Origin of the sequence: Brevibacterium sp. 'Marine' (assembly GCF_012844365.1) — a bacterium.
In the GTDB taxonomy this organism is placed as follows: domain Bacteria; phylum Actinomycetota; class Actinomycetes; order Actinomycetales; family Brevibacteriaceae; genus Brevibacterium.
This window is the reverse complement of sequence record NZ_CP051626.1, coordinates 3,569,211-3,588,680: the sequence shown is the minus strand read 5'-3', so window position 1 is coordinate 3,588,680 and position 19,470 is coordinate 3,569,211. Positions and strand designations below refer to the sequence as shown.

At 66.8% G+C, this 19,470-nt stretch carries 18 protein-coding genes; 15 read left to right on the top strand and 3 right to left on the bottom strand.

Annotated features, from left to right (window positions below):
• The 3 genes from aroQ to HF684_RS16155 all read left to right on the top strand — a co-directional run bounded on the left by aroQ (window position 1) and on the right by HF684_RS16155 (window position 1,948).
• On the top strand, window positions 1–498 hold the full coding sequence (gene aroQ / locus HF684_RS16165; RefSeq protein ID WP_248278991.1) for a type II 3-dehydroquinate dehydratase: 498 nt from the start codon (window positions 1–3) through the stop codon (window positions 496–498).
• Window positions 495–1,355: a shikimate dehydrogenase gene (locus tag HF684_RS16160; RefSeq protein ID WP_169253304.1), complete on the top strand. Its 861-nt coding sequence runs from the start codon at window positions 495–497 to the stop codon at window positions 1,353–1,355. Before aroQ ends, HF684_RS16160 begins: the two co-directional genes overlap by 4 nt.
• A gap of 305 nt (window positions 1,356–1,660) precedes the next feature.
• Window positions 1,661–1,948, top strand: a complete 288-nt coding sequence (locus HF684_RS16155; protein ID WP_169253303.1) for a hypothetical protein — start codon at window positions 1,661–1,663, stop codon at window positions 1,946–1,948.
• Between the two features lie 283 nt (window positions 1,949–2,231).
• Here the strand turns inward: HF684_RS16155 and HF684_RS16150 are convergent, their stop codons facing one another.
• Entirely contained in the window at window positions 2,232–2,987 is a 756-nt protein-coding gene (locus HF684_RS16150) for a DedA family protein (RefSeq protein ID WP_169253302.1), read from the bottom strand.
• 129 nt (window positions 2,988–3,116) lie between these two features.
• On the opposite strand from HF684_RS16150, the gene HF684_RS16145 reads away from it, so the two are divergent.
• From HF684_RS16145 to HF684_RS16105, 9 genes are all read left to right on the top strand, one after another.
• The gene (locus HF684_RS16145; RefSeq protein ID WP_169253301.1) at window positions 3,117–3,539 is read left to right on the top strand and encodes a hypothetical protein; all 423 of its coding nucleotides are present in this window, start codon (window positions 3,117–3,119) and stop codon (window positions 3,537–3,539) included.
• A complete protein-coding gene (locus HF684_RS16140; protein WP_169253300.1) occupies window positions 3,469–5,028 on the top strand; it encodes a HAMP domain-containing sensor histidine kinase in 1,560 nt (519 codons plus the stop codon). Before HF684_RS16145 ends, HF684_RS16140 begins: the two co-directional genes overlap by 71 nt.
• Window positions 5,025–5,684 carry a response regulator transcription factor gene (locus tag HF684_RS16135; RefSeq protein ID WP_169253299.1) on the top strand — a complete coding sequence of 220 codons (660 nt, stop codon included), beginning with the start codon at window positions 5,025–5,027 and terminating at the stop codon, window positions 5,682–5,684. Before HF684_RS16140 ends, HF684_RS16135 begins: the two co-directional genes overlap by 4 nt.
• Window positions 5,685–5,747: 63 nt before the next feature.
• Window positions 5,748–7,109: a glycosyltransferase gene (locus tag HF684_RS16130; RefSeq protein ID WP_169253298.1), complete on the top strand. Its 1,362-nt coding sequence runs from the start codon at window positions 5,748–5,750 to the stop codon at window positions 7,107–7,109.
• Window positions 7,099–8,463 carry a glycosyltransferase family 4 protein gene (locus tag HF684_RS16125; RefSeq protein WP_169253297.1) on the top strand — a complete coding sequence of 455 codons (1,365 nt, stop codon included), beginning with the start codon at window positions 7,099–7,101 and terminating at the stop codon, window positions 8,461–8,463. Before HF684_RS16130 ends, HF684_RS16125 begins: the two co-directional genes overlap by 11 nt.
• A complete protein-coding gene (locus tag HF684_RS16120) occupies window positions 8,460–9,794 on the top strand; it encodes a glycosyltransferase family 4 protein (RefSeq protein WP_169253296.1) in 1,335 nt (444 codons plus the stop codon). Before HF684_RS16125 ends, HF684_RS16120 begins: the two co-directional genes overlap by 4 nt.
• Complete coding sequence (locus HF684_RS16115; RefSeq protein WP_169253295.1) at window positions 9,791–11,701, top strand: ABC transporter ATP-binding protein; 1,911 nt, start codon at window positions 9,791–9,793, stop codon at window positions 11,699–11,701. Before HF684_RS16120 ends, HF684_RS16115 begins: the two co-directional genes overlap by 4 nt.
• A complete protein-coding gene (locus HF684_RS16110; protein ID WP_169253294.1) occupies window positions 11,698–12,957 on the top strand; it encodes a phosphotransferase in 1,260 nt (419 codons plus the stop codon). The genes HF684_RS16115 and HF684_RS16110 overlap by 4 nt, the downstream gene beginning before the upstream one ends.
• Window positions 12,954–14,099, top strand: coding sequence for a phosphotransferase (locus HF684_RS16105; protein ID WP_169253293.1), 1,146 nt, complete (start codon window positions 12,954–12,956; stop codon window positions 14,097–14,099). Before HF684_RS16110 ends, HF684_RS16105 begins: the two co-directional genes overlap by 4 nt.
• A 37-nt stretch (window positions 14,100–14,136) precedes the next feature.
• Here HF684_RS16105 and mgrA read toward each other — a convergent pair whose 3' ends face one another.
• Window positions 14,137–15,177 carry an L-glyceraldehyde 3-phosphate reductase gene (mgrA, locus tag HF684_RS16100; RefSeq protein ID WP_282433907.1) on the bottom strand — a complete coding sequence of 347 codons (1,041 nt, stop codon included), beginning with the start codon at window positions 15,175–15,177 and terminating at the stop codon, window positions 14,137–14,139.
• A gap of 40 nt (window positions 15,178–15,217) precedes the next feature.
• Entirely contained in the window at window positions 15,218–15,880 is a 663-nt protein-coding gene (locus tag HF684_RS16095; protein ID WP_169253291.1) for a 4a-hydroxytetrahydrobiopterin dehydratase, read from the bottom strand.
• A gap of 80 nt (window positions 15,881–15,960) precedes the next feature.
• Between HF684_RS16095 and HF684_RS16090 the strand changes: the two genes are divergently transcribed.
• The 3 genes from HF684_RS16090 (at window position 15,961) to HF684_RS16080 (ending at window position 19,454) form a co-directional block, all read left to right on the top strand.
• The gene (locus tag HF684_RS16090; protein ID WP_248278990.1) at window positions 15,961–17,346 is read left to right on the top strand and encodes a gluconate:H+ symporter; all 1,386 of its coding nucleotides are present in this window, start codon (window positions 15,961–15,963) and stop codon (window positions 17,344–17,346) included.
• A 96-nt stretch (window positions 17,347–17,442) separates the two neighbouring features.
• A complete protein-coding gene (locus tag HF684_RS16085; RefSeq protein ID WP_169253289.1) occupies window positions 17,443–18,234 on the top strand; it encodes a GntR family transcriptional regulator in 792 nt (263 codons plus the stop codon).
• Window positions 18,231–19,454, top strand: coding sequence for an anhydro-N-acetylmuramic acid kinase (locus tag HF684_RS16080; protein ID WP_169253288.1), 1,224 nt, complete (start codon window positions 18,231–18,233; stop codon window positions 19,452–19,454). Before HF684_RS16085 ends, HF684_RS16080 begins: the two co-directional genes overlap by 4 nt.
• The last annotated feature ends 16 nt before the right edge of the window (window positions 19,455–19,470 follow it).

Genomic DNA, 19,470 nt, shown 5'->3' with positions numbered 1-19,470 from the left:
ATGCCCGCAACCACTGCCGAAGCTGCACCTGGCCCAATGACTCCCCGGCCCGAAATCCTCGTCCTCAACGGACCCAACCTCAACCTGCTCGGGGAACGCGAACCGGAGATCTACGGCCGCACCACGCTGGCCGATATCGAGGCCATGTGTGCCGACACCGCCGCCGAGGCGGGGCTGGGCGTCCGCTGCATCCAGAGCAACCATGAGGGCGGGCTCATCGATGCCGTCCACGACGCCCGGCACTCCACTGTCGGTGCGATCATCAACGCCGGCGCGTACACGCACACCTCCCTGGCCCTGCACGATGCGCTGAAATCCTACGACCACCCGATCATCGAAGTGCACCTGAGCAACCCGCATGCGCGGGAGGCCGTGCGCCACCACTCCTACCTCTCACCCGTGGCTGCGGCCGTCATCGCCGGAGCCGGTGCACAAGGCTACGTCCACGCGGTCGAGATCCTCATCGACCTCCTCACGAATGCGAAAGCGAGACTATGACCTCATCCCTCCTCCTCGGCCTCATCGGCGACGGCATCTCCGCATCCCGCACCCCGCGGATGCACGAGAACGAAGGTGCCGCGCACTCCATCCCCACGATCTACCGCACCATCGACATCAGCAGCCCCCACCTCGCCGAGGCGACACTGACGGAGCTGCTCACCGCAGCGATTCGCCTCGGTTTCGACGGGCTCAACATCACCCACCCGTTCAAGCAGCAGGTCATCGGCCTTCTCGATGAGGTCGAACCCGTGGCCGCGCGCATCAACTCGGTCAACACAGTCGTCATCGACGATGCCGGTCGGACGACGGGATACAACACCGACGTCACCGGTTTCGCCGCCGGATTCCGTGCCGGACTGGACGGTGCCGCCACCGAGGCGGTCGTGCAGATCGGTGCGGGCGGTGCCGGCCGTGCGGTCGGGTTCGCCCTCGCCGAACTCGGAATCGGCGACCTCATCATCGCCGACACCGATGTGCAGCGAGCCGAAGGACTCGCCGCGGACATCGTCGAAACGTCATCGGTCGGAACTCGGGCGCGAGCGATCGGGCTCGATGAGCTGGAAGGGGCGGCCGCCTCGGCGCAGGGGATCGTCAACGCCACCCCGGTGGGAATGAAGGCGTATCCGGGAACCCCGGTCGACACCTCGGTGTTCGGGTCGGAGACCTGGGTGGCCGACGTCGTGTACTTCCCGCTCGAGACACAACTGCTTGCTGAAGCCAGGGCCAAGGGGTGCCGCACGCTCGACGGATCGGGAATGGCGGTCAATCAGGCCATCGACGCGTTCGAGCTCTTCAGCGGCCAGAAGGCGGACCCGCAGCGCATGCGCGAGACTTTCCTGTCCTTCGGAGCCTGATGCGAGACACCTGACCGGGATCCGAGCGAAGCGACTCGACGCAGTGCCTTCCCAAGCTCGTCGCAGCTCAGCACCCGCCGCGCCAGATCACATCTTCCGAGTGGAGCTCGTTCGGCAGAGTTTTTCTGGCTGAGATATCGAATGTCAAAGGGCTATTCCCAATGGACACATGCCTATTTAGAGGCCGGCACCCTCGATCATGAAGAACCCGGAATGTGGCAGAGCTGGAACAGCGCATCGACTCTCGTTGCATGCCTCCTGACTACGATTCAATCAGAACACGCCACGTCAAGTAGAGGAGCGACATGAAACTCAGACAAAGAGCCGCCGCCACTGGTCTGGCAGTATCGGTTATGTTCGGTGCAGGTTTGGTGACGGCAACGGCTGCCCAGGCGAAGGTCTCACATCAATACCTGGACAACTCCGTTTTTGTATCGGCAACGACGTTCGCAGAGTGCAACAAAGAAGTGAACAAAATTGCGAAGGAAGCGCGTTTGGCCGGTCTCCGGCCTGTCATAGGCGAGTGCGAAAGCATGCCTCAGGCGCCGAAGGACAAGCGCTGGTTTGGAAGCGTGGATTATTACAAGAGTTGAGGGCAAGCATGGACGCTGGCGGCTAACCGCATCCAGCTAGAAGTTCGCGTGTTCGAGCACCTAGCCGTCAAGCAATCGCCGAGGGGGAACATCACTCGATGTTCCCCCTCGGATTTCGTTGCTCAGACGAAGAGCGTCCTAAGGATCTCGCAAGCGGCGTGAACACCGTTCAAACAGAATCCCCGGAACGCCCGCCCGGCAGCGAAGAAATCTTTGGCCGAGACTCTCAGATACTGGTCCGAGAGTCTCTTGAGGATGGCGGCTTCCGGTCGGGTGCGAATGGTCAGTCCTCGGAGGTGTCGCCTGCGGCTTCGGCTTTCTTCTGTTTGCGGTATTCCTTGAAGAAGCTGAGGGCGAAGATGCCGACGATGAGGGCCAAGGTCAACCACAGTGCGTATTTGTCGATGACCTTGAGGATGTCGACGGCGGCTTCGCCGAGCTGATAGCCCAGGAACGTCCAGATGAGAGTGAAGAGGAGGCAGCCGAGGAGGTCGGCGACGAGGAACAGCGACAGACGCATCCGCGTCCACCCGGCGACGAGGTAGACGAGCGTGCCGGGGATTCCCGGGCAGCGGGCGATCAGCGTCATGAGGAACAGGGCCCAGCTCGGGATCTTCTTCAGCTGGTTGATGCGTTTGAGCTGTCGCCCGTTCTGCGCGAAGAGCCGGAGCACACCGTCACCCCAGCGGCGACCTGCCAGCCAGAACGCCCAATCGAGTTTGGCCATGCCGACGAAGCCTGCGACGATGACCAGCCACAGCGGAATCTCACCGACCCGGGCATAGGCGGCGGCAGCGACGACCGAGGTCTTCGCGCCGTTGATGAATTCCTGGACGACCGGGGCATGGACGAGCATCCACGGTCGCAGCGGCATGAGGCCGAGGTAGATGAGCGGGACGCCGATGATGATGAACAGCAGCAGTTTGTCGATGCCGGCCGCCTTGCCCTGCCACGGTTTGATCGCCGCCCACGGATTCTCCTTGGGCTCGGCCTCGGAGCCGGACTCTGCCTCGTCGCGGTCCGCGCGATCGTCGCTCATCGGTGGGCTCCTGCGGGTCGTCGGGGCGGTCGGCGCTTACGGTATCACAGGCGTCCGAACATCCCGCTTAAGAAGACTCTCATCGCCTCCGGCTCGACTTTGCCGCAGGCCTTGGGCAATGTGGTCGGTATGGGTGGACGATCGAAGATCCTCGGCTGGGTTGTGGCTGGTCTCGTCATCATGCTCGCACTGCTGACCGTCCTCATCGTGCGCAATACCGCCCAATCCGAACCGCCGGATCTCAGCCCGGTGGAAGTCACCCCCGAGCCGACGGAGACCTCCGAGCCGACGAAGCCCGATCCAGACGCCGACAGCTCTGCCGAGGCTGACTCCGGTGGCAGCGCCACCGACGGCCGCACATCGGACGGCAGAGAGTCCGGAGATGCGGACCCGCAGGAGATCGAGCACTCGTACGAACCGGTGCCCAACCCGCCTCGCGAAGTCCCCGACGACGATGATGACGGGGACGACGACGCCGACGATGACGGCGACGACGGGGACGACGACGATGACGGGGACGACGATGATGACGGGGACGACGATGACGACTGAGCGTCGCGTCGGGCTGACCGTTCAGAACCGGCTGACCATCACCGTCGCCGCGCTGTCCGTACTCACACTCTCCATCGTCGGCCTCATCCTCTACACCGTGGAGTCGAACAACGTCTCCAGCCGGACCACTGCCTCGATGTCCCAAGAGGTCGACGAGATGCGGACGTTCTCCGAGAACGGAATCGATCCGCAGACCGGCAGACCATTCGCCTCCGTCGATGAGATCCTCGGCAATTTCCTCGCCCAGAACAGGCCGGACGAGGACGAGGTGCTCTTCGCCTTCCTCACCGACGGCAGAGTGCTCTATCAGGGCGAACCGAAGGACCTCCTCGGCAGTTCGAGCGCGTTCGAGAAGGCCGTGGCCGGTGCGGCCGAGAAAGGCGGGGAGATCCGCCTGACCGTCGGCGACGTCGAGTACGAAGGCTTCGTCCTGCCCATCACCGGCGCCGAGGCGGGAGCCGCCACGACCACGGACACCCAGACCGCGCCCACCGATTCGACGACCCGGACGAAGGGCGTCGGCGAAGTCGCTGGCGGAACGGCCGCGACGAACGGGGCGGGAGCCTTCGTCGTCGTCCACAACGTCTCGGCCAGCCACGCCGACCTCGTGCAGATCATGCAGATCTATGTCGTCGTCGCGCTCGCCGCCACCCTGCTCATCGCCGGTCTCTCCTCACTACTGGCGCGACGGCTGCTGTCACCGGTGACCGAGCTGAGGCGGACCGCACAGTCGATCTCCGGCGGTGACCTCAGCAGTCGCCTGAAGACGAAGGGCCATGACGATATTGCCGAACTCGGGCACACCTTCAATGACATGCTCGACCGTCTCGAGGCGGCTTTCGAAGCTCAGCGGCGGTTCCTCGACGATGTCGGGCATGAGCTGCGCACCCCGCTGACCATCCTCGGCGGTCATCTGGAGACGATGAACGCGGAGGACGTCAGCGATGTCGAGGAGACTCGGGCGATGCTGCTCGATGAGACGGATCGGATGGGCCGCCTCGTCGAAGAGCTGCTCCTGCTGGCCCGTGCCCGACGCCCTGATTTCGTGCGTTTCGCCGAGGTGGATCTCAATGTGGTCGTGTCCGATTCCCTGGCGAAGGCCAAAGGACTGGGAGATCGGGAGTGGGGCCTCGAGGTACCCGAAACGCTGAGTTTCCACGGAGACAGACAGCGCCTGACACAGGCGCTTCTCCAGCTGGCGTCCAATGCCGTCGAGCACACCGAGGACGGTCAGAAGATCGTCTTCGGTGCCCGCGACGACTCCGAATCCGTGCACATCTGGGTCCGCGACGAAGGCAAGGGCGTGCCCGACGAGATCGCCGAGGACATCTTCGACCGTTTCTGCCGCGGGTCGACCGACGGGGCCGGCTTCGGGCTGGGGTTGTCAATTATTTCCGCCATCGCCGAGGCGCACGGAGGGACGGTCGTCCTCGACCGGGTTTCCATCGGTGCACAGTTCCGCATGATCCTGCCGAAAGGACAGAAGTGAAGAGCATTCTCGTGATCGAGGACGAACAACGGATCTCCGCATTCATCTCGAAGGGGCTGACCGCCGCCGGATTCGGTCCGCAGACCGCCGCCGACGGCTTCACCGGGCGAGACTTGGCCTTGACGGGAGACTTCGCACTCGTCATCCTCGACATCGGTCTGCCCGGACTCGACGGATTCAGCGTGCTGAGACATCTGCGCGAGCGACGACCCGAACTGCCGGTGCTCGTGCTCACCGCCCGGGACAACCCGGACGACACGATCTACGCTCTCGAGTCAGGGGCGGTCGACTATATGATCAAGCCCTTCCGGTTCGCGGAACTGCTGGCTCGGGTCCGTCTGCGGCTCAAGGAGAGTCCGCAGGAGCAGGAGGTCACGGAGCTCGTTCGCGACGAGGTGCGCATCGACCTGCTCAAGAGGCAGGTGTGGGTCAAAGACCGTCTCGTCGAGCTCTCCGCTCGGGAACTGTCCCTGGCCGAGATCCTGTTGCGCAACCGCGGCAACGTCCTCTCCCGCGGACAGCTGCTCTCCCATGTGTGGGGATTCGACTTCGACCCCGGCTCGAACGTCGTCGACGTCTATATCGGGTACCTGCGCAAGAAGCTCGGCTCCGATTTCGTCACCACCGTGCGGGGCTTCGGATACCGCGTGGACTGAACCTAAGATCTTTCTCATCCGCATCTTAACTTCATCTTAAGCACAGCCGACAAGCTGAGATGTATGAGAAGACGCTTGAGAGTCGCACTGTTCTCCCACGACTCGCTGGGACTGGGCCACATCCGCCGCAACCGGGCTCTGGCCTTTGCGCTGGCCCGGGACCTGCCGGCACTGACCGGCCGTGAGGTCTCCGGTCTGCTCATCGCCAGCAGTCCCGAGGCCGCGCGATTCGAGCTGCCGGATGGGTGGGACTGGGTGATCCTGCCCGGAGTCACTCCCACAGCCGGCGGCTACGTGCCCCGGGCGCTCTCCTCCTCGATGCAGGGGCTGAGGGCACTGCGGGCGGCGGCGATCTCGGCGATCCTCGATCAGCAGCGGCCCGAGCTCTTCATTGTCGACCGGCACCCCTTCGGCATCGGCGGCGAACTCGCCGAGGCCATAGACCGGGTTCGGGGCCACGGCTGCCGCACCGTCCTCGGCCTACGCGAAGTCCTCGACACCCCGTCCGTCATCGCTGCCGAATGGGAGAAGGTCGGAGGGCCCGCACGCGTGGCCGAATCCTTCGACACAGTCTGGATCTACGGTGACCCGGACGTCTACGATCCCCGGTCCACCGGGGAAGTGCCGGCTCCGCTCGCGGCCAAGGCCGTGACCACCGGCTACCTGTCACAGGGCCGCCCCGATGACGGCGGCCCACTGCCAGTGGGCGCCGAGGCAGCGAGCGCCCAGCCGGTCGGTGCCGAAGCAGCCGACACCGCGGAGGCAGAGTTCGGTTCCGAGCGGTTCCTCCTCACCTGCCTCGGCGGGGGATCCGACGGCGGAAGCCTCGCCTCCATCGCCGTCGCCGCCGATCCGCCCGACGGCCACCGTCACCTCATCGTCACCGGTCCGCAGATGGCCACCGAGGAGTTCGACCGTCTGCGTGCACGTGCTGGTGGGGCCACCACCGTCATCCGCCACTGCGACGACATCCCCGGACTCGTCGCCTCCGCCGAGGCGGTCGTGTGCATGGGCGGCTACAACACTCTGGCCGAGCTCATGGCCACCGATACCCCCGCGCTTGTCGTCCCCCGCAAGGGTCATCGGGCCGAACAGCCCAGGCGGGCATTCGCCCTCGCCGCAGCCGGAGCGGTCGACGCTCTGACGATCGAGCGCCTCGACGCCGAGGTGCTCAGCGAATGGTTCGCCGACCGGGTCGGGCGACCCACAGACCGCTCCCATATCGATCTCACCGGATTGGCCACCGTTCCCCGCCTGGCAGCGGACCTCATCGCAGATGACCGCGCCGAGGCAACGGCACTCGCATCCGAACCGGCACCGACGACGGCGGCCCCGCCGATCTCTGCGACCGCACCGACCGTGACCGACACAGCACCGTCCGCCCGTCTGTCCATCGCTCTGGAGGAGACCAGCCATGCTGTCTGAACAGACACCAACCATTTCGACGCCGGCCACGCCGACACCGCGTCCACCGGCAACCACGACCGCTCCGACGGAAAGACATCCCGGCCGCCGCGCCTATGTGCTCAAGATGTACCCGCGGTTCTCCGAGACCTTCATCGTCTCCGAGATCCTCGCCCGCGAAGCCGCCGGAGAGGACCTCGTCATCTTCTCCCTGCGCCCGAGCACGGACACCCGCTTCCACCCCGAACTCGCCCGCGTCCGCGCCGAGGTCATCCACATCGACCGACCCTCGAGCGCCCGCAGCTTCTGGCAGACCTTCGCCGAGGCCGCCTCGGAATCGCGCGTGGCCGCAGCAGTGCCGGGCCACCTCGGCGAGCTCCTGGAATTGGGCCACGATGATGCAATCCAAGCTCTCACCCTCGCCCGGTTGGCCCTCGACCACGAGGTCACCCACCTGCACGCGCACTTCGCGTCGGTGGCGACGACCGTGGCCCGGGCCGCCTCGGCGCTGACGGGGATCCCGTACTCCTTCACCACGCATGCGAAGGACATCTTCCACGAGGATGTCGTGCTCACCGATCTGGTCCGCAAGGCTGCGGACGCCGACCATGTCATCGCGATCAGCGATTTCAATCGCCGCTACCTGTCGCGGGTGCTCGGCCCCGAGCTGGCCGACCGGATCGTCGTCGTGCGCAACGGCCTCGAAATCGATCGCTTCCCCTACCGGCCCAATCAGGGCGCGACGGGAGCGGTGCCCTCGCTGCTGGCCGTCGGCCGCCTCGTCGAGAAGAAGGGATTCGCCCATCTCCTCAATGCGCTCGCCCGCCTCCGGGCCGACGGCACGAGCTGCCGTCTCGACCTCGTGGGCACCGGCCCCCTCGAGGAGGAGCTGCGGACCCGGTCCCACACACTCGGACTCGACGACCTCGTCACCTTCCACGGAGCGCTGACCCAGGCAGAGGTCCGCGACATGCTCACCGACCACGACGTCCTCGTCGCCCCGTTCGTCATCGGCTCCGACGGCAACGCCGACGGCCTGCCGACCGTGCTGCTCGAGGGCATGGCCACCGGAATTCCCTGCATCGCCGGGGCCGTCACCGCCGTGCCCGAGGTCATCGACCACGGCCGGACCGGGTGGCTCGTCGACGGCACCGATGAGGCGAACATCGCCTCCACCCTCGCCGAGGTGGCCGCCGCCCTCCGCACGGATCCCGCCGGTATCCGTGCCGTCACCGATGCCGCCCGCGACCGGGTATGCCGTATGCACGACTCGGTCGTCCAGGCCGAGCAGCTCGGACGCCTGGCCGACGCTGCGGCGGTGCCTGGGGCAGTCCCTGCCGTTCCGGCCGTCCGTGAAATGGAGTCAGTGTCATGAGAATCGCCTATGTCCTCCTCGACCCCGGCATCGGAGTCTTCGGCACGAAAGGTGCCAGCGTCCACGTCCAGGAGGTCGTGCGCACCTTCCGAGCACTCGGCCATGAGGTCAGCGTCTTCTGCACGCGCACCGATGACGACGTGCCCGCCGACCTCGTCGACCTCGATGTCACCCGGCTCGAGGTGCCGCGCGGTCTCGACCGCTCCCAGCGTGAGATCGCTCTGCTGCGACTCTCCGACATGCTCGCCGACCTGGTCACGGACACGGCGGCCGCCTCGGGGCAGGGGTTCGACCTCGTCTACGAACGGTATTCTCTGTTCTCCACGGCCGGTGCCCGGATCAGCCAGCGCCTCGACGTGCCTTTGATCGTGGAGGTCAATGCGCCTCTGCTCGACGAACAGCGGACCCACCGCGGACTCGTCCACGCCGAACACGCCGCCCGTGCCACGGCGGCAAGTTTTGCCGGAGCCGCACGCATCGTGTGCGTGAGCGAACTCGTCGCCGACTGGGTCCGCACTGACTATCCCGGCCTCGACGACGTCAGCGTCGTCCCCAACGGAGTGAACACGCAACGCATCACCCCACGGTCAGATCACGGCCGCCTCGGTGGGGAAGGAACCAGGGCACCCAGCGGTGACGCGCTACGGGAGGACCGCCTCGGTGATGGGGGCCCGGAGGACCGCGGTCCGGTGCGGATCGGGTTCGTCGGCACGCTCAAACCCTGGCACGGCACGGATCGGCTCATCGCCGCCTGCGCCGGACTGGTCGGGGACTTCCGAGTCGACATCGTCGGCCACGGCCCCGAATCCGAGGCGCTCGAGAACCAGGTGCGTAAGCTCGGGTTGGACGGACGTGTGCACTTCCACGGTGCCATCGCCCCCGAAGCCGTGCCGGTGGGGCTGCGAGAATTCGATATCGCGGTCGCCCCGTACCCGGCGGGCGAGAACTACTTCTCGCCACTCAAGGTCTACGAATACCTGGCCGCCGGACTGCCCGTCGTTGCCTCGAGCGTCGGTGCGATCCCCGGCGTGCTCGCAGGAACCGGAGCCGCGATCCTCACCGACCCGGCCGACACCGCTGATCTCACCCGCGCACTGCAGAGACTCATCGACGACGCCGAACTGCGCACGACGATGGGAGCACGCGCCCGCGCAGAGGCCCTGACCAGCCATTCCTGGTCCCGCCGGTGCCAACAGATTCTCGCGCCGGTGACGGTAATCGCCGGCGACACAGCCGCCGGAGAAACCGCCGCCGTCGATGCCGGTGCCGCCCCCATCGACAAGAGGATGCCGGTGTCAGGACGGTACCCCGCCTCGGCGGTGATCTCATGATAGGCAAGAAGCTCACGGCCTCGGCGCTGCGGCGGACCCTGCGGATCATCCGTCCGCACCTGCGCCGGCACACGTGGCTGATCATCGGCGGGATGGCCGCACTGCTGGCCGACGTCGTCTTCCGCATCCTCGAACCCTGGCCGATCAAGATCGCCGTCGACGCCGTCACCGCGGCCCTGGGCGCCCAGATCGCCCCCACGTTCGGTCTCGACGCCGGAGTCGGCACGACGCTCGCGGTCGTCGCCATCGGCCTGGCCGTCATCGTCGGCGGACGGGCCGCGGCGAACTACGCCTCGACGATCTGCTTCGCCCTCGTCGGCGCACGTGTGGCCACCCAACTGCGCTCACGCGTGTTCGACCACGTCCAGTCACTGTCGCTGCGCTACCACTCGAAGGCCTCGATCGGAGACACCTCACAGCGACTCGTCGGTGACATCGGACGGCTGCAGGAGGTCGCCGTCACCGCGGGCCTGCCGCTGGTCGGCAATGTCATCACCCTCGTCGTGCTCGTCGTCGTCATGGTCATCCTCGATCCCGTGCTCAGCGCCATCGTGCTCGTCACGGCGGCGGTCTACGGACTGCTGTCGAAGGCGGCGACCCCTAAGATCACGAAGGCCTCCCGGTCCACCCGCAAGGGCGAGGGCCGACTCGTCGGATCCGCCGCCGAGGCGCTCGGTGCCATCCGCGTCGTCCAGGCCTACGGACTCGAGAAGACCGTGGCCCGCGACTTCGCCGACGGCAACGAACGCGCACTCAAAGCTGGGGTGCGGGCACGCCGTCTGGCCGCCGGGCTCGAACGCTCCACGGATGTCCTCGTCGGCATCTCGCAGGCCCTCGTTCTCGCCTTCGGCGGGTGGCAGGTGCTGCGCGGGGCGATGTCCCCGGGCGACCTCGTCCTCTTCCTCCTCTACCTCAAGATCGCGATGAAGCCGCTGCGGGACATGGCCAAATACACCGGCCGGATCGCCCGCGCGGCCGCCTCGGGGGAGCGGATCGCCGACCTTCTCGACGAACCCGTCGAGATCGCCGACGCCCCCGATGCCGTGTCCATGGGCCCGGTCTGCGGTGACGTCGTCTTCAACCGCATCACCTCGACCGATGGGCACGGCAGGCCACTGTTCGATGAGCTCGATCTGCTCATTCCGGCTGGACAGAAGATCGGCATCCTCGGTGCCTCCGGGGCCGGCAAATCGACCCTCATGAGCTACCTGCTGCGGCTGTCTCAACCGGACTCCGGTTCGATCTACCTCGACGGCTACGACACCCACAACGTCACCCGCGCCTCCCTGCGGCAGAACGTGTCCGTCCTCCTCCAGGAGTCCGTGCTCTTCGCCGCGAGCGTGCGCGAGAACATTCGCTACGGTCGGCTCGATGCCACCGACGCCGAGGTGGTCGCCGCCGCCCGTGCGGCCCGTGCCGATGAGTTCATCCGCTCCCTCCCCGACGGCTACGACACCGAGCTCGGCAACCGCGGGGACACGCTTTCGGGTGGGCAACGGCAGCGGCTGGCCATCGCTCGCGCCCTCGTCCGCGACGCCCCGGTCGTCGTCTTCGACGAAGCGACGACAGGACTCGATCCGCAGACCCGCGCCGAGGTGGCCGACTCAGTGTCCGCGCTGACACAGGGCCGCACGAGCATCGTCATCAGCCACGACGTGGCGATGATCCGCGGACTCGACCGCGTGGTGTGGCTCGAGGACGGGCGGATCGTCGAGGACGGAACACCGAGCGAGCTGGCCGCAGCTGCGGACTCGCGCTTCTCCCGGTGGATCCGTTCGCAGGCCGACGAAGCCGACAACGTGCCGGGGCAAACAGTGGGGGCGGAGCCGTCCACGGTCGCGGGACCACGTCCGTCCGAACCGCCCACCGTCGGCAGCGCCCCCACCTATGCAGGAGCCTCATCATGACCGCAGCAATGTCCGACCCTGTGCACGACCTCGTGGACACGAGATACTCCCTGTTGCCCTATGTCGACGAACTGCGATCGGCAGACGAGCTCTCCCGACGCCTCGGTTTTGCGGTCCGGCCCCGGCGTATCCGCGTCAAACCGGGGAAGAGCGCCATCGTCGCATGGCAGCGAGAGGAACCCAGCCGCCTCGGCGAATTCGATGGTTGGGGATTCACCGCGGTGTTGACGAGCCCGGAAAAGCTCGCCAACGCTCGGCGGCGGGCCGCTCGGCACGGGCAGGAGCTGATCGTCCACGAGGCTGCCGACCCGCGTTCGGCAGGTGCGACCGGTGCCGTGCTGGTCACCGGCGGTGTGTTGGCCGACCCCAGGATCGGCAAGCATGTCGCACGGACACTCGACCACCTCGGCGGGGATCTGCGGATCACCGGATACAACCCCGCCAGGCGGCTGCTGCTCAAGCACACCCCGGCCGATGGGGCGCCGGAATTCGTGCGGATCGCCGCCGACTCCCAGATCCACCTCGCCGAGGCGGCCGACCGTTGGCAGCGCGCGGAGCTTCCCAGCCTGCCGGTCGAGTTCGTCGGAGGACGTGACACCGCCACACGTTCGCCGTGGTGGGGGACCGGTGATCTGCACGATCGACCGGATCCGAATGTCGCCGAGGAGGTCGGCGTGATCATCGCCGAACTGCACAGAGGCGGTGTGTCTGACAACGGCGGAGAACCGGCGGAGAGTGTAGGCGATTCGGCGGAGGCGAACCGCGCTCTCGACTCTCCGCTCGACCAACTCGAGACCACCAGCCGGTCGCTGGTTCGTCTGCTCCCAGAACGAGAGACTGACATCGCCGGACTGCTCTCCGAACTGAGCCGACGCCTCGGCCCGAAGCGGGAACTGCGGGAGATCCACGGGGACCTCAGCCCCGACCAGGTGCTTCTGGCGAATTCCGAGTGCCGGATCATCGACCTCGACCGGTCGGGGTACGGGCCGATCGGGATGGATCTGGGGCGATGGATCGCGGCCTGCCGCGCCGATTCCCGGTTGCACGAGCTCGAGCACCCCTTCATGGACGGCTACCGTTCCGCCGGCGGCGCGGAGACCGACCTGGGCGCATGGACGGCGTGGGCGATCCTCGTGGCCGCGCTCGAACCCTGGCGCAGCTGCTCCGAGACCTGGAGGGACGAGACGATGCGGATCATCGACCTCGCGGGCTCCGCTCTGGAAGAGAACGCCCCGACGACGGAGGTCGCACCATGACCGTGCCGAAGCAGGGCGCGACGAAACAGATCGTGACGGAACAGTCTGCGCCGAAGTGGGGCGCGGCCCTGCACATCCCCGACGCAGTCACGATCGGCGGACAGGACTGGAACGTGCGCCGAGCCTGGCCCGCAGGAGACAGTCGAATCGCGTGGGAGGCATCGCTCCCTGGCCAGGGGATTCGGGTCGGCTATCTCGACGAACACGGGGTGCGGGTCCTCGACGCGGGCCGTGACCCGAAGCTGCCGGGACTCGCCAGGCTGCTCGCAGACGGAGGCCGGCTGGTCTCCCACCGGCCGGGCAAACGCGCCGTCGTCCGCCTGCCCGACGGCAGTTTCGCCAAATGCGTGCGCGACGGAAAGGCCTCCGACGTCATCGCGGGACAGCGTCGAGCGATCGGGTTCCTTCCCGGTTTCGCCCTCCCGCAGGTGCTCAGTTCGGACTCCTCGACCGTCGTGCTCAGCGTGGTGCCCGGAGTCGAACTCCACGACCCTGCGAGGCTCGGAGCGGAGTGGTCACGCGCCTGGGCCGAGTCCCTCGACGCCTGGGCTCAGGCAGAGGCACATCCGACCAGTACCGTGGCAGCGGCTGCGCCGGAAATGCCGACCGCGATGCCGTTTCATGGGGCCGCGGACGAGGTCGAAGTGCTCCGAACATGGCGTGAACGCGCCCGTCCCCTGCTCGAGACCGCGCGGAGTGTGCGAGGGGAGACTCTGCTCGCCGACGTGGACGAACTCATCACAGAGGTCACGATCTCACTCGACGACGGGACCGCCTCGGCGAGGGACGGATCGATCGGACTCATCCACCGGGATCTGCACGATAAACAGATCATGTGGGATCCGATCTCCGGACCGGGACTGCTCGACGTCGATACGGCGAGCCGGGGCGAACGGGCACTCGACCTTGGCAACCTCCGCGCACATGCCCGGTGGCGCACCGAGCAGGGACTGTGGACCCCCGCCGAGGCGGCCGTGGTCATCGATGAGATCGCCCTGGTCGTGCCGGCATCAGGGATCGACCCCGCCAGGGTGAGCGTGTACGAACGAGCCACCCTTATTCGGCTCGCCTGCGTCTACGCTTTCCGGCCTGCCTGGATCGACCGGATCGGGTGGCTGATCGAGGCGGCGCACGCAATGTGAGAGTGCGACACTTGAGCCTTGCGGCGGCCCGCCGACCTCACTCCGCGGTGCTGCGGCGCGCGTCTCCCCAGATGTCGACACCGGAGTCGACGGCGAATTCGTCGATTGCCGTGAGCTCTTCATCGCTCAATGGTGCCGCGTCGAGAGCCGCGACATTGTGCTCGAGCTGATCGACGCGGCTGGCCCCGATGACCAGCGAGGACACTCGCTCATCCCGCAGCGCCCAGGCCAGGGCGAGCTGTGCCAGCGACTGGCCGCGGGCGGAAGCGATGTCGCCCAGTGACCGGATCCGGGCGAGGTTGTCGGCGTTCAGGAACCCGTCCTTGAACGATGGCTTCGCCTTGCCCGCCCGCGAATCTTCGGGCACTCCGCCGAGGTACTTGTCCGTGAGGAGGCCCTGGGCGAGCGGGGAGAAGCAGATGACGCCGAGCCCCTCGTCAGCGGTGGTGTCGAGGAGCCCATCGTCTTCGATCCACCGGTTGAACATCGAGTACGACGGCTGGTGGATGAGCAGGGGAGTGCCCAGGTCGCGGGCGATCTGCGAGGCCTGGGCCGTATCGGCGGCCGAGTACGAAGAGATGCCGGCGTAGAGGGCTCGACCCGATCGCACGGCGGTGTCGAGTGCGCCGATGGTCTCCTCAAGCGGGGTCGAAGCATCGGGGCGGTGGGAGTAGAAGATGTCGACATAATCGAGGCCGAGACGACGCAGGGACGCATCGAGGCTGGCCAGAAGGTATTTGCGGCTGCCGCCGGGGCCGCCATAGGGGCCGGGGTGCATGTTCCAGCCGGCCTTCGTCGAGATGATGAGCTCATCGCGGTAGGGGTGGAGGTCTTCGCGCAGCAGCCGACCGAAGTTGATCTCGGCCGAGCCCGGGGGAGGTCCGTAGTTGTTCGCCAGGTCGAAGTGCGTGATGCCCATATCGAATGCCCGCCGGACGATGTCGCGCTGGTTCTGGAATGCGACGTCGTCGCCGAAGTTGTGCCACAGTCCCAGCGACAAGGCGGGCAGGACGAGTCCGGATCGGCCGACCGGGCGATAGGTCATCGAGTCGTAGCGGTTTTCGGCGGCTAGGTACACACGGACTCCCTGGAGTGAGTGGAAGAGGTCGGGTCCCAGCTTACGGGCGTGCGGCCAACGTGCACACGCAGGCGCGATTGCCGTCGGCATCGGCAAGGACGGTGAATGACGGTGCGTGAGACTCGTCGACGATCGTGCCTCCGGCGTCGACCGCGGCCTTGATGCGATCCGCGGCGACTGCGGCCGGCACGGAGACGTCGACGTGCAGACGCTGGTGCGGAACCTCATGTTCTTCGCAGTCCTGGAACCACAGCAGCGGCATCTGGCCGGCAGGATCGACGACGTCGGGTCCGGAGACGTTGCTCGCATCCCCGGTCAGCAGGGCCGCCCAGAACGGGGCGATGGCCTCCTGATTCGCGGTGTCGAGGCCGAGTTCGAGAAGTGCCGGGATGGTCGGGTCCGCCTTCACGCCCGTTGAGGCGGCCAGCTCGCTGATCTGCCCGGCGAGGTTGAGGTCGCGTTCGGTCACGGCACCGGTGTCGTGGCTGGTCAACCTGATGTCGACGTGCGGGAACGTCAGGGTCACATCGGGATGGTGGCCGGCCTCCTCGGCGGCTGCACCGATGCGGGCGACGAAGTCGAGTCCGGTCGCGAAGTCGCCGGTGAGGAAACGGGCGCCGATGCAGTCCGGCAGCCCCTGCCAGTCGCCGAGCCCGTGGGAGTCGAGTGCGTCGAGCAGATTCTGTCCGGTATATGCAGTCATGGCTTCATGCTAGGGGCTTCTCCGTCCCGCGTGAACCCCTCGTTCCCGGATCCTGCAGGCAGGGGCGTAACGTTGCCCCGGTGATTGGCTCAACCGCATACCTCGTGACGCTTCTCTTCGCGTCGATCGCGCTTCTCATCTTCCTCATCAACTGGAAGACGAAGCTGCATCCGTTCCTCGCTCTCCTCATCACCTCCGCCGTGACGGCCCTGGCCGCCGGTGAGGAGATCGGCAAGATCCCTGAGACGATCGCCGCTGGAGCCGGCGACACCCTCGGCGAGACCGGCGTCGTCGTCGCCCTCGGAGCGATGCTCGGACGGCTTCTGGCCGACAGCGGTGCCATCCAGCGGATCGCGAACCTCGTCATCGAGCACTCCTCGCCGAAGGCCGCGCCGTGGATCATGACGGGTGTCGCCTTCATCATCGGCATTCCGATGTTCTTCGAGGTCGGTCTCGTCGTCCTCATTCCGGTCATCTACGCGGTCGCCTCGCAGCTGGAGCAGAAGACCGGGCAGAAGAAGCTGTGGTACCTGCGGATCCTCGTTCCCGCGATCGCCGCGCTCGCCTGCCTCCACGGCATGGTTCCGCCGCACCCGGGTCCGCTCATTGCCGTGTCCGGGCTCGACGCGAATGTCGGAATGACCATCGGCCTCGGGCTCATCTGTGCGATTCCCACCGTCATCCTCGCCGGCCCGGTCTACGCCCGCTGGATCGCCCCACGGGTCAAACTCGAACCGACTGCCGATCTCATCGACCAATACACCGGGGCCCGCGCCGAGGCGGACCAGAAGGAACTGCGAACGATCCCCGTCTGGCTCGCCTTCGTCACCGTCCTCGTCCCCGTCGTCCTCATGCTCGTGCACACCGTGGTCCAGCTCGTGGCGCCGGAGTCCTCGTTCGAACCCATCGCCGAGGTGGTCGGCAACCCGATCATCGCCATGCTGGCCGGAGTCGTCTTCGCCGCGATCGCGCTCGGGTGGACCTCGGGGATGGGCGGCGAGCGGATCCGCAGCTCCTTCGGCGACAGCCTCAAGTCGATCGCCGGAGTCATCCTCATCATCGGCGGCGGCGGTGCCTTCAACGAGGTGCTGGGGGACTCGGGCATCGGCGACGCCGTCGTCGGCGCGACCTCTCATCTGGAGATGAACCTCATCCTGCTCGGCTGGTTCATCGGCATCCTGCTGTCGTTCGCCACCGGATCGGCGACCGTGGGAATCACCTCGGCCACCGGCATCGTCGCCCCTCTCATCGGTGATCACTCCGGGGCCTACGTGTCGCTGGTCGTCATTGCGATCGGCTCGGGATCGATCGGTCTGAACTGGGTCAACCATGCGGGATTCTGGTTCGTCAAGGAGAGCTTCGGCATGACGATCGGTCAGGCGACGAAGACCCACATGATGGTCCAGACCCTCGTCAGCGTCTTCGGACTGATCTTCGCCTTCCTGCTTTCACTGCTCTTCGTTTGACCGCCTGCCCGACCTCCACCGATCCGACAGGGCCGGGCGGCACAAAATAGACCACTGGTCTTGATTTAGTGGTGTGTCCTGTGCCTCAATGGTGGTGTGACGAAATTCCACGCCATCCGCGACCAGCTCCTCGACCGCCTCGAGAGCATGGCCGCCGGTGAGCAGTTTCCTCCGGAACGACAGCTCGCCGAGACTCTCGGCATCTCGCGGATGACCCTGCGCCGCGCCATCGACGAACTCGTCGCCAAAGGCATGGTCCGCAGGCGTCACGGCACGGGAGTCTTCGCACTCGGTCCGAAACTCGACCAACCGCTTGCGGCGAGCTCCTTCACCGAGGACATGCTCGCCCGCGGAATGCGTCCCGGGTCCCATATCCTCAGCTTCGACACCGCCGAGGCGGGCGCGCACGTCGCTCGCCGACTCCACATCGCTGAAGGCGACGAGGTCATCGCGATCCTGCGCCTGCGCCTGGCCGACGACGAACCGATCGCCCTCGAAGAACTCCATGTCCCCTCGGTTCTCGTGCCGGGGCTGAGCGCCGACGACCTCGAGGACCAGTCCTTCTACGAACTGCTGCGCCGGATCTTCGGCATCCGTCTCAACCACAGTGTGCAGACGATCGAACCGACCCTCCTCGACGCCGCTGAGGCGAAGCACCTCGGCGTCGAAGAGCTGTCACCGGCGCTGCTGTTCGAACGCATCTCCCGCGGAGCCGATGACCGCCCCTTCGAGTTCGTCCGCTCCGTCTACAGAGGCGACCGTTACAAGGTCCGCACCGAACTCACCGTCCCCGCCCCGGCCGCAGCCCAAGCCGTTCCCACCGACACCGTCCCAACCGGCACCGCTCCCACCGCCGTTCCCGACCACACAGGAGGAGCGCAGCCATGATCATCGCCGGACTCATGACCGGAACCTCCGCCGACGGCCTCGACCTCGTCATCGCCGAATTCCGGCCCGACCCCGTCAACGACACGGAACCCACCCCCATCTTCGACCTCGTCGGCGCCGACCCCACCACCCTGACCGTGCGGATCCTCGCCGAACGCGAAACCCCATTCGACGACCGGCTCTCCGCCGACATCCTTCGCCTTCTCGAACCGGCAGAGCTGCCGTTGTCGCTGGTCAGCAGCGTCGACGCTCGACTCGGACGGTTCTCCGCCGACGCCCTGTCCGAACTCTGCGCCGACCACGACCTGACTCCCGACCTCATCGTCAGCCACGGTCAGACGGTCCGCCACGACATCACCGACGGACACGTCACGTCGACCCTCCAGCTCGGGCAGCCGGCCTTCATCGCAGAACGACTCGGCGTGCCCGTGCTCTCCGACGTCCGTTCCCGTGACGTCGCCGCTGGGGGACAGGGCGCCCCGCTCGTCGGGCTGCTCGACTCCCTCCTGCTCTCCGACGCCGAGGCTCCGACCGCGGTGCTCAACCTCGGCGGAATCGCGAACATCACCGTCATCACTCCCGGCCAGGATCCCATTGCCTTCGACACAGGCCCGGCCAACGCCCTCATCGACATCCTCGCCCGCCGCATCACCGACGGCCGGCAGAGCTATGACCGCGACGGTGCGCTCGCCGCTGCAGGCACCGTCGACGAGGATCTGCTCGCCGCGCTCCTCACCGAACCCTTCTACGCACGCCCCGCCCCGAAATCGACGGGCAAGGAACTCTTCCACGCCGCCTACCTCGACTCATTCCTCGAAGCCCACCCCCACCTCGGCGAGCATGATCAGATCGCCACGGTCACCGCGCTGACCGCGCGCACCATCGCCGAGGCGGTCCGAGACCACAACGTCACCACCGTCATCGCCTCGGGAGGTGGGACGAGGAATCCGGAGCTGATGCGCCGCCTCGGCGAGGAATTGGGTGACGGTGTCACCCTCACGAGCACGGACGCTGCTTTCGGGCTGCCCGAAGGCAGCAAGGAAGCCCTGCTCATGGCACTCCTCGGATGGCTGAGCTGGCACGGGCTCGACGGCACACAGCCCAGCCTGACCGGAGCGATCGGACCGCGCATCGCGGGTCGGTTCACCCCCGGTGACGGACCGCTGCGGCTGCCCGAACCCCTCCACCGACGACCCGCTCGGCTGAGACTGACCGACTGAACCGCGGCAGGCACCG